Here is a 16,556-nt window from a genome sequence, read left to right as displayed (position 1 = left end):
TGTTTGTTCCCTCTCCCTGTGGGAGAGGGCCAGGGTGAGGGCATCAGACCGCACAGATCCAACACTCACTCCACCGCAAACACCTTATCCAGCTTGCTATACCCCAGCCCGTTGATCTTCTTCACTTTGATCTGCACCGGAATACGTTCTTTCATCGCCTCGACGTGACTGATCACGCCAATGGTTTTCCCGGTGGCATTCAGTGCGTCGAGTGCATCCAGTGCAGTATCCAGCGTTTCACTATCGAGCGTGCCAAAACCTTCATCCAGGAACAGCGAATCAATCCGCGTTTTGTGGCTCACCAGGTCGGAAAGCGCTAGCGCCAGCGCCAGGCTGACCAGGAAACTTTCGCCGCCGGACAGGGTGCGGGTATCGCGTACCGCATCAGCCTGCCAGGTATCGACCACTTCCAGCTCCAGCGCGTCGCTGACTTTACGTTGCAACAGATAGCGACCGTGCAGACGGTTGAGCTGCTGGTTCGCGAGCCAGACCAGATTATCCAGCGTCAGCCCCTGCGCAAACTTACGGAACCGGTCACCGGTACTGGAGCCAATCAGTGAATTCAGATAGCCCCAGTCATCTGCCAGACGAGCCGCCTCTTCAATTTGCTGCATGAGCACCTGCTGGTGAAGGCGGTTATCGCTATCCTGTTTGAGCTGCTGGCGGATCTCCCCCTGATGAGTGGTGTTCTCGCGAAGCCGTTGTGCCAGCTGTTGTAATTGCGTCTGCAGGGTTTGTGCATCGGTGTCCAGTCCTTCCGGGCGCAGCGCATGATGTGCCTGCAGCTGCTGGTGTGCTTGTCCGGACAGTGCCGTCGCCTGCTGGAGCAGGTTTTCCAGCGTCTGCTTTTGTTGCTCAAGACGGTGGATCGTCTCCTCATCAAGCAGAGCGGCCAGAAATGCCTCCCGATCGGCGAAGCAGCTTTCCGCCAGCGCCGTGGAAAATTGTGTTGTGGAGTGCTGCAAACGCTCACTTTCCAGATTTTCCTGCTGCTGCAGCGTGGCAAGCTGGCTTTGCAACGATACACATTCGTCGTGGATCTCACGCCAGTTTTCAGGAATAACCGGTTCGGCCTCTGTGGCATCCGCTACCGGAAGCGTGTCGAGTAGTGGGATCAGGGCGTTAATGCGTTCCTGAATAATGCCATGCTGAGTCTGTTTCTCCTGCCACTGTGCGAACTCCGTTTCACGGATATTCAGCCAGGTTGCTTCTGTACCTTCGTCGGGTACGCTAAGCGACAGAGTGAGAAGGGTGTTTTCCAGTGTCTGACGCGTAGACGTCAGCTGTTGTTGATACTGATGCTCCTGCTCTTCCTGTTCGCGCAATTGGTTTTGCAGTGTCAGACGCTGACTGAGTTGATAAAGCTGGCGTTCATAGTGTTCCTGTGCGTTCATCCAGGTGGCAATATCTTCCTGAATATTCAGAGAAATGTTCAAGGATGTGCAAACATCCAGCCACTCTTTAGTGAGTGTTTGCTCTTCCTGAGAAAGCGTCTGTGTTTCGTCTGTTTCACGCTGGATCTGTTGAGTCAGGGCATTGACCTGCCCCAGAACCAACAGACCTTCATCTTTCAGCGAGGCGACCTCTTTTTCCAGAGCATCCCGGCGGCGCTGATTGTCCGTTAGCTCAATGGATTGATATTTCTCGATGGCGGGGTGTTCGCTGGAACCACACAATGGGCAGGGTTTACCTGCTTCAAGCTGTGAACGATAGTTTTCCAGATCCTTAATCGTTGCTTCACGCTCACACAGCGCCTTCAGGTCTGAATAATGCTGGTTTTTCTCTTTATACTGCTGTCGACGCAGCGTTAGCGTTTCGTTAAGTTTTGCCTGCTCCGCCTGGGCTTTTTGCACGCATTCAGCGTTCTGGTGCAGCCGCTTTTGCAGTGGCTGATAGCGGGCATGAAGTGCGGTCAGGCGCTGGCGGAAAGTCCGCGCCTGTGTCTGCTGCTCTATTGCTATCGCGACGTCATCCGCCGTGAGCGTCAGGCCATTTTCTGGCATAGCCTCCAGCTTCTTGCGCAATTCAATAATACGTGCTGACTGTGTAGCCAGTTGATTTCTGTCGCGATCCAGCTGGGAAAAGTGCGCGCGCCAGCCAGCAATCTCCTGACCCCACTGACGGAGTCGCTCGTGCTCAGCCAGCCACTGTGCCAGGGCTGTCTGTTCGGTCTGAAGCTGCTCATGGGTGCGCAGAGCGCTGTTGCGGATACGCGAACGCAGCGAGGTTTTTGTAAGTAAGCGAGTATTTACTTCACTCATCCGCTGTTTGGTCTGGGTAAGACGCGTGGTCTGCTCCTGTTGACGTTCCCACAGCGGTCGCAACTGGGCGGCGGGCTGGGCCAGCTGGAGTTTGGCCAGTTCCGGTGCCGCATCTGTAAGTGCCTGTTGCGCCTGCTGCTGTGCGGCTGATGAGCGCTGCTGTTCACGCATGAGTTCATCATTACGCGTAAGCCACTGAAAATCACTCTGTTGGCTTTGCTGTTGCACCAGCAGGGTTTTCTCTTCGTCAGTAAGTGCCTGCAAACTTTGCTGCAACTGATGTTGCTGCTCTTCGCTCAACAGCACGACGCCTGCCGCCTGGGCTTCACACATCTCAAGCGCGTTGCGGGCGGCTTTGTGTTCCTCAAACACTCTCGCTGAAATCTGGCCATAGATCTCCGTCCCGGTCAGCTCTTCCAGCAGCTCAGCGCGATCGCTCGGTTTGGCGTTGAGGAATGCCGCAAACTGCCCCTGTGAAAGCAGCATCGAGCGGGTAAAGCGTCCGTAATCCAGCCCGGTGAGTGCTGCGGTTTGCTCCAGTTTATCGGTGACTTTATCGGCCAGAATTTTGCCGTCCTCGCAGCGCGCCAGTTCCACGCGCGGAGCCTGTAAGTTCCCCTCCGGCTGATTGCGGGCGCGGTTCTGGCTCCAGAACGCGCGGTAGGCAATACCTTTCACTTCAAACTCAACCTCTGCCAGACACTCGGCAGTATCACGCGTCATCAGGTCGTTCTGAGCCTGAGACACTTTTTGCAGGCGCGGCGTCTCGTGGTAGAGCGCCAGGCAAATGGCGTCGAGCAGCGTGGTTTTCCCGGCACCCGTGGCACCCGTAATGGCAAACAACCCGTTGCTGGCAAACGGTTCAGCGGTAAAGTCGATTTTCCACTCACCCTTGAGGGAGTTGAGGTTCTTCAGACGCAGGCTCAGAATTTTCATGCGTTTTCTTCCTCATCATTAAGGGCATGCAGCGTATGGGTAAACAACTCGTTGAGTCGGGCACGCTTTGCGTCGTCCATCTCTTCCTGGGACAACCGACGTGCAAACACCTCTTCAGCCCTGAGTTCGCTGAGTGTTTCACGCTGAGCTCCGAGCAGAATTTTCTCGCGCTGTTCGCGGCTGCGGCGCACCAGTAAAACCTCGACGGGGAGATCTTCCGTCAGCGCCTGAATTTTACGCTGCATATCATGCAGATAGTCGTCAGTGGTGATTTCGATATCCAGCCAGACAGGGGGATTCTGTTCGATGCCGCGCCACTGTTCAAGCTGGGCGGTGATGGCGGCCAGATCGCCTTTTAGCACGGCCAGCGGCTGGGTGACGGGCACCTCAAGCGCCTCAACGGCGCTGAGTTTGCCGTCGGTAAAGCTCACCAGATGCACAGATTTCGCTTTACCTGTTTCATCAAAGCTGAGCGAAATGGGCGAGCCGCAGTAGCGAATGTGCTCGCAACCGCCGATGACCTGCGCGCGGTGAATATGTCCGAGCGCAATGTAATCGGCCGGTGGAAAGTTTTGCGCCGGGAAGGCATCCAGCGTGCCAATATAAATGTCACGAACCGCGTCACTTTTGCTGGCTCCGACGGTCGTCAGATGCCCGGTGACAATCACCGGGATCGGTTGCTCACCGCGCAGGGTGCAGGCATCGGCATATTGCTGGTGGTAATAGTCGGTGATGCTCTGCAACAGGTGCTGCTGTTTTTCACCACCGGAAAGCCCCGCCTGGCTTTGCACGATATCGCGCGGGCGCAGGAAGGGAACCGGGCACAGCACTGCCCCCGGTGTACCGTCGCGTTTTTTCAGGATATGCGGGGCGTGTCCGGCGCTGGCGACCACGGTAGTATTGAGGAAGGCCAGAATGTCACGAGATTCATTCAGTGTCGCGACGGAGTCGTGGTTACCGGCGACAATCACCAGATGGCAGCCCGTCTGCTGCAGGTTAACCACGAAACGGTTATACAGTTCTCGCGCATAGCTGGGTGGTGATCCGGTATCAAAGATATCGCCTGCCACAATAATCGCATCCACCTCGTGCGACCGGGCTGTGTCCAGCAACCAGTTCAGGAATGCTTCATGTTCAGCGGCGCGGCTTTTACTGTAAAAATTTTGACCCAGATGCCAGTCCGAGGTGTGAAGTATGCGCATAAGAGATCCGTGGCAAAAAATGGAAAGCAGGATTATAAACTTTCAGGGAACGGAAAATAACCGCTGTAATAAAACAACAGTTTGCCATTTCTGGTGGTAATGTTTTTCATAAATCTGTCATAAATCTGACGCATAATGACGCCGCATTACAAACTTGTAACTTAAATAAGATAAGACAGGGCAAAGTATGGCGAGACGTATTCTGGTCGTAGAAGATGAAGCTCCGATCCGTGAAATGGTGTGCTTCGTGCTCGAACAAAATGGCTTTCAGCCGGTTGAAGCGGAAGATTATGACAGCGCGGTGAACCAGCTGAATGAGCCCTGGCCCGACTTGATTCTGCTTGACTGGATGTTGCCCGGTGGGTCCGGGTTGCAGTTTATCAAGCACATTAAACGTGAAGCGATGACCCGTGACATTCCGGTGGTCATGCTGACGGCGCGCGGTGAAGAAGAAGATCGCGTGCGCGGTCTGGAAACCGGCGCGGACGATTACATTACCAAACCATTTTCGCCGAAAGAGCTGGTCGCCCGCATCAAGGCCGTGATGCGCCGAATTTCACCGATGGCGGTGGAAGAGGTGATTGAGATGCAGGGCCTGAGCCTTGACCCAACCTCACACCGCGTCATGACCGGCGAAAATCCCCTCGATATGGGGCCTACCGAATTTAAACTCCTGCACTTCTTTATGACTCACCCTGAACGCGTTTACAGCCGCGAGCAGTTGCTGAATAACGTCTGGGGAACTAACGTGTATGTCGAAGACCGGACGGTTGACGTACATATCCGCCGCCTGCGTAAAGCGCTGGAACTGAGCGGCCACGATCGCATGGTACAGACGGTCCGTGGTACGGGTTATCGTTTTTCTACCCGTTTCTGAACAATGACAGGAGTGTGACGCGTGCTGGAACGTCTGTCATGGAAAAGGCTCGTCTTTGAACTGATCTTATGTTGTATACCGGCCTTCATTCTGGGGGCCTTCGTTGGATATTTACCGTGGTTTCTGCTGGTATCTGTCACCGGGTTGCTTGTCTGGCATTTCTGGAACTTACTGCGCCTCTCCTGGTGGCTGTGGGTGGACAGAAGTATGACACCTCCGCCGGGGCACGGAAGCTGGGAACCGCTGCTTTACGGTCTGCACCAGATGCAGATGCGTAATAAAAAGCGCCGCCGTGAGCTGGGCAGCCTGATCAAACGTTTTCGCAGTGGCGCGGAGTCACTGCCGGATGCGGTCATTCTGACCACCGAAGAGGGGACGATCTTCTGGTGTAATGGCCTGGCGCAACAGCTGCTAGGCCTGCGCTGGCCGGATGATAACGGTCAGAACATCCTCAACCTTTTGCGCTACCCGGAGTTCACGCTGTATCTGAAAAAGCGTGATTTTACGCGTCCGCATAACCTGAGGCTCAACAGCGGTCGCCATCTGGAGATCCGCGTGATGCCGTACAGCGAACGACAGTGGCTGATGGTGGCGCGTGACGTTACCCAGATGCACCAGCTGGAAGGAGCTCGGCGCAACTTTTTTGCCAACGTGAGCCACGAGTTACGCACGCCGCTGACGGTGCTGCAGGGTTACCTGGAAGTGATGCAGGAGCAAATTCTCGAAGGCGCACCGCGCGAGAAAGCGCTGCACACGATGCGTGAGCAAACGCACCGGATGGAAGGGCTGGTCAAACAGCTTCTGACGTTATCGAAAATTGAAGCCGCACCCACGCTCGCGCTGAATGACACCATTGATGTACCGATGATGCTGCGGGTGGTGGAGCGTGAAGCACAGACCCTGAGCCATAAAAAACATCAGCTGACGTTTGAGGTCGATAACAACCTGAAAGTGCTCGGCAGTGAAGATGAACTGCGTAGTGCCATTTCTAACCTGGTGTATAACGCAGTGAATCATACCCCGGAGGGGACACATATTGTGGTGCGCTGGCAGCATCTTCCGACGGGCGCTGAGTTTAGCGTCGAGGACAATGGGCCGGGGATCGCACCTGAACATCTTCCGCGCCTGACGGAGCGCTTCTACCGTGTGGATAAGGCGCGCTCGCGGCAGACCGGGGGAAGTGGTCTGGGGCTGGCGATTGTGAAACATGCGGTTAATCATCATGAAAGCCGTCTTGATATTCAAAGCACGATTGGGAAGGGAACCCGCTTCAGTTTCGTTATCCCGGAACGATTAATTGCCAAAAAGATCGCCTGACAGCAGGTGTGTCATCTTACCTTTCCACGGGTCAGCTATTGCTGGCCCGTTTGCTTTGCAGTCAGGTGAAACACGAATGAATTTTATACGCCTGATGCTTTTTTGTTCGCATGATTAGCCGTGGGTTTTTCTTATAATTAGCGTATTATTCTGGTTGGTTTTTTCATGCTGGCATTTTGTTCTGGTTTTGCGATCCCACCTTGCCTTTAAACGTTATAAGCGTTTAAATTGCCCCCCAGATACTGTCATAGCGACTGTATTTGCGTGGTAAATCGAAAAACTATTCTTCTCCACGCCAGGACGGGAGCATTTCCCGCTGAAATTGAGCAAATTTTCCGCTGTATTGTCCCGCCAGGGGAGAGCGAAAATCTCAATGTTTTCAACACCACATCCACAGGCAGTAAGGTTTTATGACCCATCACTTAAAATCGCGTGACATCATCGCGCTGGGCTTTATGACATTTGCGCTGTTCGTTGGCGCAGGCAACATCATTTTCCCTCCAATGGTTGGCTTACAGGCTGGTGAACACGTCTGGACAGCTGCGTTTGGTTTCCTGATTACTGCCGTGGGTCTGCCGGTGCTGACCGTTATCGCGCTGGCGAAAGTTGGCGGCGGTGTCGACAGCCTCAGCACGCCAATTGGCAAAGTGGCGGGTGTCCTGCTGGCAACCGTCTGCTACCTGGCTGTTGGCCCGCTGTTTGCGACGCCACGTACCGCGACCGTTTCCTTCGAAGTGGGGATTGCCCCGCTGACCGGTGATGGCGCGATGCCGCTGTTTATCTATAGCCTGATCTACTTTGCTATCGTGATTCTGGTTTCCCTCTATCCGGGCAAACTGCTGGATACCGTGGGTAACTTTCTTGCACCAATGAAAATTGTGGCGCTGATTGTGCTGGCTGTTGCCGCCATCATCTGGCCGGTTGGCCCTATCAGCGAGGCGATGGACGCGTACAAAAACGCAGCCTTCTCTAACGGTTTTGTGAACGGCTACCTGACGATGGATACGCTGGGCGCGATGGTGTTTGGTATCGTTATCGTTAACGCCGCGCGTTCCCGTGGTGTGACCGAAGCACGTCTGCTGACCCGCTACACTATCTGGGCGGGCCTGATGGCCGGTGTTGGCCTGACGCTGCTGTATCTGGCGCTGTTCCGTCTGGGCTCCGATAGCGCGATGCTGGTGGATCAGAACGCGAACGGTGCGGCAATCCTGCATGCTTACGTACAGCACACCTTCGGTGGAGCGGGTAGCCTGCTGCTGGCGGTACTGATTTTCCTGGCGTGCCTGGTGACGGCGGTTGGTTTGACCTGTGCGTGTGCGGAGTTCTTCGCGCAGTATCTGCCACTCTCTTACCGTACGCTGGTGTTTATCCTGGGTATCTTCTCTATGGCGGTGTCAAACCTGGGGCTGAGCCACCTGATTCAGGTCTCTATCCCGGTTCTGACGGCTATCTATCCGCCGTGTATCGTGCTGGTGGTGCTGAGCTTCACCCGCCCGTGGTGGAATAATGCTTCGCGAATTATTGCGCCAGCCATGTTTATTAGCCTGATTTTTGGTATCCTTGACGGAATTAAAGCATCAGCATTCAGTGCAATATTGCCTGCCTGGACACAGCGTCTGCCGCTGTCCGAACAGGGGCTGGCCTGGCTGATGCCAACCGTTGTTGCACTGGTTCTGGCCATTATCTGGGATCGTGCTGCAGGGCGTCAGGTCGCATCGAACGCTCATTAATCAACGGCAACAAACTGTTTAACCACGGGGCTTAAGGCCCCGTGGTTTTTTGTTTTTTTCGTGTTGAATGGCAAGATTTAAATGGAAAGCACTAACAAACTCAAACGCGGGCTAAGCACTCGCCACATTCGCTTTATGGCGCTGGGCTCTGCAATTGGTACCGGCCTTTTTTATGGCTCCGCAGATGCCATTAAAATGGCTGGCCCAAGCGTTCTGCTGGCCTACATCATTGGCGGCGTAGCGGCCTATATCATCATGCGCGCGCTGGGGGAGATGTCGGTTCACAACCCTTCCGCCAGCTCGTTCTCGCGTTATGCGCAGGAAAACTTAGGTCCGCTGGCCGGGTTTATCACCGGCTGGACATACTGTTTTGAAATCCTGATTGTGGCCATTGCCGACGTGACGGCGTTTGGCATTTACATGGGCGTCTGGTTCCCGGCGGTACCGCACTGGATTTGGGTGCTGAGCGTGGTGCTGATCATCTGCGCCGTCAACCTGATGAGCGTGAAAGTGTTTGGTGAGCTGGAGTTCTGGTTCTCCTTCTTCAAGGTTGCCACCATCATCATCATGATTATCGCCGGTTTCGGTATCATCATCTGGGGGATCGGTAACGGTGGTCAACCGACCGGTATCCATAACCTCTGGAGCAACGGTGGCTTCTTCAGTAACGGCTGGCTCGGAATGGTAATGTCGCTACAGATGGTGATGTTTGCCTACGGTGGTATTGAGATTATCGGGATTACCGCTGGCGAAGCGAAAGATCCGGAGAAATCCATTCCGCGTGCCATCAACTCGGTGCCAATGCGTATTCTGGTGTTCTATGTGGGTACGCTGTTCGTCATCATGTCTATCTACCCGTGGAACCAGGTGGGCACCAACGGCAGCCCGTTTGTGCTGACCTTCCAGCACATGGGGATCGCGTTTGCTGCCAGCATTCTGAACTTTGTGGTGCTGACCGCGTCGCTTTCGGCGATCAACAGTGATGTTTTCGGCGTGGGCCGTATGCTGCACGGGATGGCGGAGCAGGGCAGTGCACCGAAGGTGTTTGCCAAAACGTCACGTCGTGGTACGCCGTGGGTGACCGTGGTGGTGATGACCGTTGCGCTGCTGTTCTCGGTGTATCTGAACTACATCATGCCGGAGAACGTCTTCCTGGTGATTGCGTCGCTGGCGACCTTCGCAACGGTGTGGGTGTGGATCATGATCCTGCTGTCGCAGATTGCGTTCCGTCGCCGTCTGTCGCCGTCCGATGTGAAAGCGCTGAAGTTTAAAGTGCCGGGCGGCGTGCCAACGACGGTAGCTGGGCTTATCTTCCTGGTCTTTATCATTGCCCTGATTGGCTATCACCCGGATACCCGTATTTCCCTGTACGTCGGTTTCGCGTGGATTGCCCTGCTGCTGGTGGGCTGGATGTTTAAATGTCGCCGCGACCGTCAGCTGGCTGAAGCACAGTAATTCCCTTTTCCCTCTCCCTGTGGGAGAGGGTTATTTTACCTCCTCCCCCGTCCTCCTCCCCCAATAAACCACATCATGATGAGCTAACCTTAATCACCCTGTGGCAAGGTGACGTCAATTTCATCAAAGGGGATTCGTGATGTTAAACGCCTGGCACCTTCCGGTTGCCCCATTTGTTAAGCAAAGCAAAGACAACCTTGTGATTACGCTCTGGCTGGCGGGAGAAAATCAGCCTGAACGCGTGACGCTGCGCGCCGAAGTGGATAATGAAGAAACGTCGCTGACGATGCACAAGCAGCGCAGTCAGCCGCAGCCTGGAGTGACGGCGTGGCAGGCCAGGATCGACTTAAGTAGCGGACAGCCGCGCCGTCGCTACAGTTTCAAACTGCTGTGGAACAACCGTCAGCTGTGGTTTGCCCCGCAGGGGTTTAGCCGTTTTCCGCCCGCACGGCTGGAGCAGTTTGCCGTTGATTGCCCGGATAATGGCCCGCAATGGGTCAACGATCAGGTCTTTTACCAGATCTTCCCGGATCGTTTCGCGCGCAGCACAACGCGTACTGCACAGCAGGATAAGATCTATTACCACCACGCGGCAGGCCACGACATTGTCCTGAAAGACTGGGATGAACCGCTGACCGATCGGGCAGGAGGGTCGACGTTTTACGGCGGCGATCTCGACGGTATCAGCGAAAAACTCCCGTACCTGAAAAAACTCGGCATCACGGCGCTGTACCTGAACCCGGTGTTTAAAGCCCCAAGCGTGCATAAATACGATACCGAAGATTATCGCCACGTCGACGAGCAGTTTGGCGGCGATGAGGCGCTGTTGCGCCTGAGAGAGAACACAAAAAATGAAGGCATGCGCCTGATTCTGGACGGTGTGTTCAACCACAGCGGTGATTCTCATGCCTGGTTTGACCGCCATAACCCGTTGATGGGAGGGGCATGCCACAACCCGGATTCACCTCAGCGCGACTGGTACAGCTTTAACGAAGATGGCCGTGCGCTCGACTGGTTGGGTTACCCGAGCCTGCCGAAACTGGATTTCCAGTCGCCTTCTCTGGTCAACGAAATCTACGGCGGTGAACACAGTATCGTGCGCCACTGGCTGAACGCGCCGTGGAACATGGACGGCTGGCGGCTGGATGTGGTGCATATGCTGGGGGAAGGCGGTGGGGCGCGTAACAACCTTCAGCATGTCGCCGGGATCACCCGTTCCGCGAAAGTTGCACAGCCGGAGGCGTTTGTCTTTGGCGAGCATTTTGGTGATGCGCGTCAGTGGCTGCAGGCCGATGCGGAAGATGCGGCGATGAACTATCGCGGCTTTACCTTCCCGCTGTGGGGCTTCCTTGCGAATACTGACATCTCCTACGATCCGCAGCATATCGACGCGGAAACCTGCATGGTGTGGATGGATAACTACCGTGCCAGCCTGTCACATCAGCAACAGCTACGTATGTTCAACCAGCTGGATAGCCACGATACTGCACGCTTTAAATCGTTGCTCGGCAAGGATGTGGCACGTCTGCCGCTGGCCGTCACCTGGCTCTTTACCTGGCCAGGTGTGCCATGCATTTACTATGGGGATGAAGTAGGCCTGGACGGCAATAACGACCCGTTCTGCCGTAAAACCTTCCCGTGGGAGCCTGCAAAACAGGACAAAGCGCTGCTCCGTCTGTATCAGCGCATGGCGAAACTGCGTAAACAGAACCAGGCTCTGCGCTACGGCGGCTGTCAGGTGGTATACGCCCACGATAACGTGGTGGTGTTTGCCCGCGTCTATAACCAGCAGCGTGTGCTGGTAGCCATTAACCGGGGTGAAGCCTGCGAAGTGGTGCTGGATAGCTCTCCGCTGCTGAACGTGAAGGTGTGGCAGTTGAAAGAGGGCAAAGGTGCTATTCAGGAGGGGATACTCTCTCTGCCTGCTATTTCCGCGTCAGTCTGGTTCGGTCATTAATCCTCATCTGCAACCGGTACTTATGCCGGTTGCAGAATATTTCCCCTAAGTTGTTCGGTTAAATTCAACAGAGGGGACAAATATCTTTAATATTCTCTCAATCAAATCTCGCTATACTCAATTTGCTTTATCAGTCAGGGCCCTTTCTCATATAGCACACAAACCGTTGGCTTTTAACTAATTGATTAAAAGGTACTTTTATGTCTATTCGTGAACTGATTGATCCATCCAACTCCGCATTGATTTTTATCGATCACCAACCGCAAATGTCCTTTGGTGTGGCCAATATTGACCGTCAATTATTGAAGAATAATACGGTTGCGCTGGCAAAAGCAGGCAAAATTTTTGATGTTCCGGTTATCTACACATCGGTAGAAACGAAAAGCTTTAGTGGCTATATCTGGCCAGAATTACTGGCGGTTCACCCGGATGTAAAACCGATTGAACGTACCTCCATGAACTCCTGGGAAGATGATGCGTTTGTTGCGGCAGTCAAAGCGACGGGCCGTAAAAAACTCATCATTTCAGCCCTGTGGACGGAAGTGTGCCTGACCTTCCCGGCACTGATGGCGCTGGATGAAGGTTACGAAGTCTATGTGGTGACGGATACCTCTGGCGGTACCTCCGTTGATGCCCACGAGCGTGCCATTGACCGTATGGTGCAGGCGGGCGCTGTGCCAGTGACCTGGCAGCAGGTGCTACTGGAGTATCAGCGCGACTGGTCACGCAAAGGGACCTACGACGCGGTAATGGACCTGGTACGTGAGCACAGCGGCGCTTACGGCATGGGCGTCGATTATGCCTATACCCTCGTTCACGGTGCGCCAGAGCGCAAAGCGTAAACCTTTCAGGGCGGGGTTCTCCCGCCCATCAATGACCAGGGAACTTTTATGGCGCAAACATCACATGTGACGCTGGTGATCACCCATATGTTACTTCCGGGACAAGCTGAGCGATATGAACAGTGGCTGGGCAAGATTATGCCTGTCGCGGCGGAATTTTCCGGCCATCTTGGTGCGAACGTAATCCGTCCGTCTGAAGGGCAAAACCTGTGGACGGTGATTATCCGCTTCGACACCATTGAACATCTCTACGCGTGGACGCAGTCCGAGACCCGCAACGCGCTGGTTAAAGAGATTGAACCGCTGCTGGCTGAAGGCGATAAAACCGAAGTACGTACCGAAGCGGCGTTCTGGTTTACACCGCCTGAGCCGCATGTGCGTAAGCCAAAGCAGTGGAAACAGTTTCTTATCACGCTGCTGGTCATCTTTCCCAGTACCAGCATCGTGCCGCTGGTGACCGGTGCGCTGCTTCCTGGCCTGAAAGGCTCACTTCTGCTGCATTTGATTAACGATGCCTGTGTGGTCGCGCTGGTGGTCTGGCTCTGGATGCCCATCGTGACCCGTCTGTTTGCCGGATGGCTAAAAAAAGCCTGATTCGGCTCAAAGGAGTACGTTATGTCTCACACTGCCACACTGATCTTAACCAAAGGTAAGATCCACACACTCGATCGCGAAAATCCGCTTACGGAAGCGGTGGCGATCGCCAACGGCAAGATCCTTGCCACGGGCAACCACGATCGCATCATGAGCTATGCGACGCAGGGAACGCAGGTCGTCGATTTAAAGGGAAGCACGGTGATCCCTGGACTGAACGACTCGCACCTGCACTTGATCCGCGGTGGGTTGAATTACAACCTGGAGCTGCGCTGGGAAGGTGTGCCATCACTGGTGGATGCACTGCGCATGTTGAAAGATCAGGCCGATCGTACACCGTCACCGCAATGGGTACGGGTGGTTGGCGGCTGGAGCGAGTTCCAGTTCGCCGAGCGCCGGATGCCGACTATCGAAGAACTCAACGAGGCCGCACCTGACACGCCGGTGTTTGTACTCCATCTTTACGACCGTGCACTGCTCAACCGCGCGGCACTGAAAGCAGTCGGCTACACCAAAGAGACGCCCAACCCGCCGGGTGGGGAGATTGTACGCGATAACAACGGTAACCCAACCGGGATGCTGATCGCCAAACCGAATGCGATGATCCTCTACGCTACGCTGGCGAAAGGGCCGAAACTGCCCATTGAGCAGCAGGTAAACTCGACGCGTCAGTTTATGCGTGAGCTGAACCGTCTGGGGCTGACCAGCGCCATTGATGCCGGTGGTGGTTTCCAGAACTACCCGGAAGATTATGAAGTGATCGCTGAACTGCACGCCAAAGAGCAGATGACGGTGCGTATCGCCTATAACCTCTTTACCCAGCGGCCGAAGCAGGAGCTGGAAGATTTTGAACGCTGGACCGATATGCTTAAGCCGGGTCAGGGGACCGACTTCTACCGGGCCAACGGCGCGGGTGAGATGCTGGTCTTCTCGGCGGCAGATTTTGAAGATTTCCTCCAGCCGCGCCCGGATTTACCGGAAGGTATGGAAGACGAGCTGGAACGCGTGGTACGCCATCTGGTGGAAAACCGCTGGCCGTTCCGTCTGCATGCTACCTACGACGAATCGATCAGCCGCATGCTGGATGTGTTTGAGAAGGTGAACCGTGATATTCCGTTCAACGGCCTGCACTGGTTCTTCGACCACGCGGAAACCATTACCGAGCGCAATATCGAACGAGTTAAAGCCCTTGGCGGTGGGATTGCGGTGCAGCACCGTATGGCCTTCCAGGGCGAGTATTTTGTTGACCGCTACGGCAAAGAGGCGGTGAAGCATACCCCGCCGGTGGCGAAAATGCTGGAGCTGGATGTGCCGGTAGGGTTAGGTACGGACGCCACACGCGTGGCGAGCTATAACCCGTGGACGGCGCTCTACTGGCTGGTGTCTGGCCGTACCGTGGGCGGGCTGGCGATGTACGACGACAATAACCGTCTGCCGCGCGATGTTGCGCTGGAGCTGTGGACTGCAGGCAGCGCCTGGTTCTCCAGCGAGCAGGGCAAAAAAGGCCGTCTGGTCGAAGGACAGCTGGCGGATCTGGTGGTGTTGTCGAAAGACTATTTCAGCGTGCCGGAAGAGGACATTAAGGGCATTGAATCGGTGCTGACGGTGGTCGACGGTAAAGTGGTATATGCCGCAGGACATTTCAGCCCGCTGTCACCGCCGCCAATCCCGGTTGTACCGGAGTGGTCACCGGTGGTGAAAGTGCCTGGACATTACCGCTCTGCACCGCCAGTGGCGAGTAAAGTGGGTGCGGTGGTACAGATGCACCAGTGCATTGGCAGTTGTGGGGTGCACGGTCACGCGCATGGGATTGCCCGTCAGTCGGATATTCCTGTATCGGATGAGCAGGCGTTCTGGGGCGTGTTAGGCTGTTCTTGCTTCGCGTTCTAAACAAAAAGGCCCGCATTTGCGGGCCTTCTTCGTACACCGTGCCGATTACAGGCTGGATACATTCTCGGTCAGGTATTTAGCAACGCCTTCCGGAGATGCAGCCATACCTTCTTTACCTTTTTCCCACTGAGCCGGGCACACTTCGCCGTGCTCTTCGTGGAACTGCAGCGCGTCAACCATGCGCAGCATTTCGTCAATGTTACGACCCAGCGGCAGATCGTTCACAACCTGGTGACGAACGATACCGTTCGCGTCGATCAGGAATGAACCACGCAGCGCAACGCCAGCGTCCGGATGTTCGATACCGTAAGCCTGCTGGATTTCGCGTTTGATGTCCGCAACCATTGCGTATTTCACCGCACCGATGCCGCCTTTGTCGACAGGGGTGTTACGCCATGCGTTGTGTACAAATTCAGAGTCAAAGGAGACGCCAACCACTTCTACGCCACGTTTCTGGAATTCTTCGTAACGTTTGTCGAACGCGATCAGTTCAGACGGGCAAACGAAGGTGAAGTCCATTGGCCAGAAGAACAGAACGGTCGCTTTACCGTTGGTGTGCTGTTTGAAGTTGAAGTTTTCAACGATTTCACCGTTGCCCAGAACTGCTGCAGCTGTAAAATCCGGAGCCGGACGAGTTACCAGAACCATATGATTCTCCTGTAGATACTAAGGTTATTTGGAACGCAACGCGGCCAGTATAGAGAGTGTCCATCAATAAGACAAAGAGGCACTGACAATCGTTCAGCAAGCTTTCGCCTATCAATGCTCTTTCTATACACAAAATCATTCAAGTTGCATCAAAGCGGGAATTCCCGGGAGCTTACTTAAGTAAGCTCCCGGGGTGAGCAGGCGTAGCCAACGTAGAGGCGGCTTAAAGGATGACGTGTATTCAGAGCTGTTTGTTTTTCGCCTGCGTCATCATGCGCGGGTAGAACTGCCAGAAGCGCGTTTCCAGCGCGTCGTAGTGTTCATCCAGGTCATGCCATGAATCACGTAGCGCATCAAGACGCGGACGGCGGCTCGCCATTCCGTTCAACACGTTCTGGATAAAATCCATCTCACGATAACGTTCCAGCCAGCGCTCTGACCACAGATAGTTGTTCAGATTCACAAATCGCGGTGGCGAGTCCGGCAAAATGATCGACACCTGCGCGTGGGCATAGTGTACGAACTCGGGTAGCGGCATTTCCGGCGAAAGCTGCGCCCAGTGGCGTGACAGGAAATGATCCCACATCACGTCGAGCGTGATCGGTGCTACGCGGCGCGTTTCGGGGCGAAACCACGCTTTGGCTTCCGTCACTTCCGGCAGATTATCGGTTAACACGTCAATGCGGCGGTGCATAAAGATCCCGTCAACAATCTCAGGGGAATACGACTCTGCGGGGTTACCGCGCACGAAATCGGCCAGCAAATTACCGGAAAGGGAGCTGTTAGCAAGGTGAGCAAGATGCAGGTGAGCGAGAAAATTCATGCGTTTTATCTGTCCGGGGGCGGC

General features: G+C 54.9%; 12 protein-coding genes. 8 read left to right on the top strand and 4 right to left on the bottom strand.

Translation table 11 applies throughout. The features are described 5' to 3' along the window. Positions 1-65 precede the first annotated feature (65 nt). Both sbcC and sbcD read right to left on the bottom strand, forming a co-directional pair. The gene (gene sbcC, locus ACHHZ6_RS09235) at positions 66-3,197 is read right to left on the bottom strand and encodes an exonuclease subunit SbcC (RefSeq protein ID WP_395122129.1); all 3,132 of its coding nucleotides are present in this window, start codon (positions 3,195-3,197) and stop codon (positions 66-68) included. Next, the gene (gene sbcD, locus ACHHZ6_RS09230; RefSeq protein ID WP_395122128.1) at positions 3,194-4,399 is read right to left on the bottom strand and encodes an exonuclease subunit SbcD; all 1,206 of its coding nucleotides are present in this window, start codon (positions 4,397-4,399) and stop codon (positions 3,194-3,196) included. Before sbcD ends, sbcC begins: the two co-directional genes overlap by 4 nt. Before the next feature lie 187 nt (positions 4,400-4,586). Between sbcD and phoB the strand changes: the two genes are divergently transcribed. From phoB to ACHHZ6_RS09190, 8 genes are all read left to right on the top strand, one after another. After that, positions 4,587-5,276, top strand: coding sequence for a phosphate response regulator transcription factor PhoB (gene phoB, locus ACHHZ6_RS09225; protein ID WP_003859122.1), 690 nt, complete (start codon positions 4,587-4,589; stop codon positions 5,274-5,276). A gap of 21 nt (positions 5,277-5,297) precedes the next feature. After that, positions 5,298-6,593 (top strand): phosphate regulon sensor histidine kinase PhoR, encoded by a 1,296-nt coding sequence (phoR, locus tag ACHHZ6_RS09220; protein WP_395122127.1) that lies wholly within the window; start codon positions 5,298-5,300, stop codon positions 6,591-6,593. Between the two features lie 410 nt (positions 6,594-7,003). Further along, positions 7,004-8,323: a branched-chain amino acid transporter carrier protein BrnQ gene (brnQ, locus tag ACHHZ6_RS09215; protein WP_182273910.1), complete on the top strand. Its 1,320-nt coding sequence runs from the start codon at positions 7,004-7,006 to the stop codon at positions 8,321-8,323. A gap of 81 nt (positions 8,324-8,404) precedes the next feature. Next, on the top strand, positions 8,405-9,778 hold the full coding sequence (proY, locus tag ACHHZ6_RS09210) for a proline-specific permease ProY (RefSeq protein ID WP_182273911.1): 1,374 nt from the start codon (positions 8,405-8,407) through the stop codon (positions 9,776-9,778). Positions 9,779-9,917: 139 nt separating this feature from the next. Next, a complete protein-coding gene (gene malZ, locus ACHHZ6_RS09205; protein WP_395122126.1) occupies positions 9,918-11,735 on the top strand; it encodes a maltodextrin glucosidase in 1,818 nt (605 codons plus the stop codon). 200 nt (positions 11,736-11,935) lie between these two features. After that, a complete protein-coding gene (locus tag ACHHZ6_RS09200) occupies positions 11,936-12,577 on the top strand; it encodes a hydrolase (RefSeq protein ID WP_182273913.1) in 642 nt (213 codons plus the stop codon). Between the two features lie 48 nt (positions 12,578-12,625). Continuing rightward, complete coding sequence (locus ACHHZ6_RS09195) at positions 12,626-13,171, top strand: antibiotic biosynthesis monooxygenase (protein WP_395122125.1); 546 nt, start codon at positions 12,626-12,628, stop codon at positions 13,169-13,171. Positions 13,172-13,192: 21 nt separating this feature from the next. After that, positions 13,193-15,061, top strand: a complete 1,869-nt coding sequence (locus tag ACHHZ6_RS09190; RefSeq protein ID WP_182273915.1) for an amidohydrolase — start codon at positions 13,193-13,195, stop codon at positions 15,059-15,061. A gap of 45 nt (positions 15,062-15,106) precedes the next feature. Here the strand turns inward: ACHHZ6_RS09190 and ACHHZ6_RS09185 are convergent, their stop codons facing one another. Continuing rightward, on the bottom strand, positions 15,107-15,709 hold the full coding sequence (locus ACHHZ6_RS09185) for a peroxiredoxin (protein ID WP_182273916.1): 603 nt from the start codon (positions 15,707-15,709) through the stop codon (positions 15,107-15,109). Between the two features lie 241 nt (positions 15,710-15,950). Continuing rightward, positions 15,951-16,532, bottom strand: coding sequence for an ACP phosphodiesterase (gene acpH / locus ACHHZ6_RS09180; RefSeq protein ID WP_182273917.1), 582 nt, complete (start codon positions 16,530-16,532; stop codon positions 15,951-15,953). Positions 16,533-16,556 lie beyond the last annotated feature (24 nt).

This window comes from Enterobacter cloacae complex sp. 2024EL-00214 (assembly GCF_043945575.1).
Lineage (GTDB): Bacteria > Pseudomonadota > Gammaproteobacteria > Enterobacterales > Enterobacteriaceae > Enterobacter > Enterobacter cloacae_P.
The sequence above is the reverse complement of the archived record's forward strand: the minus strand, read 5'-3'. Positions and strand labels throughout refer to the sequence as shown.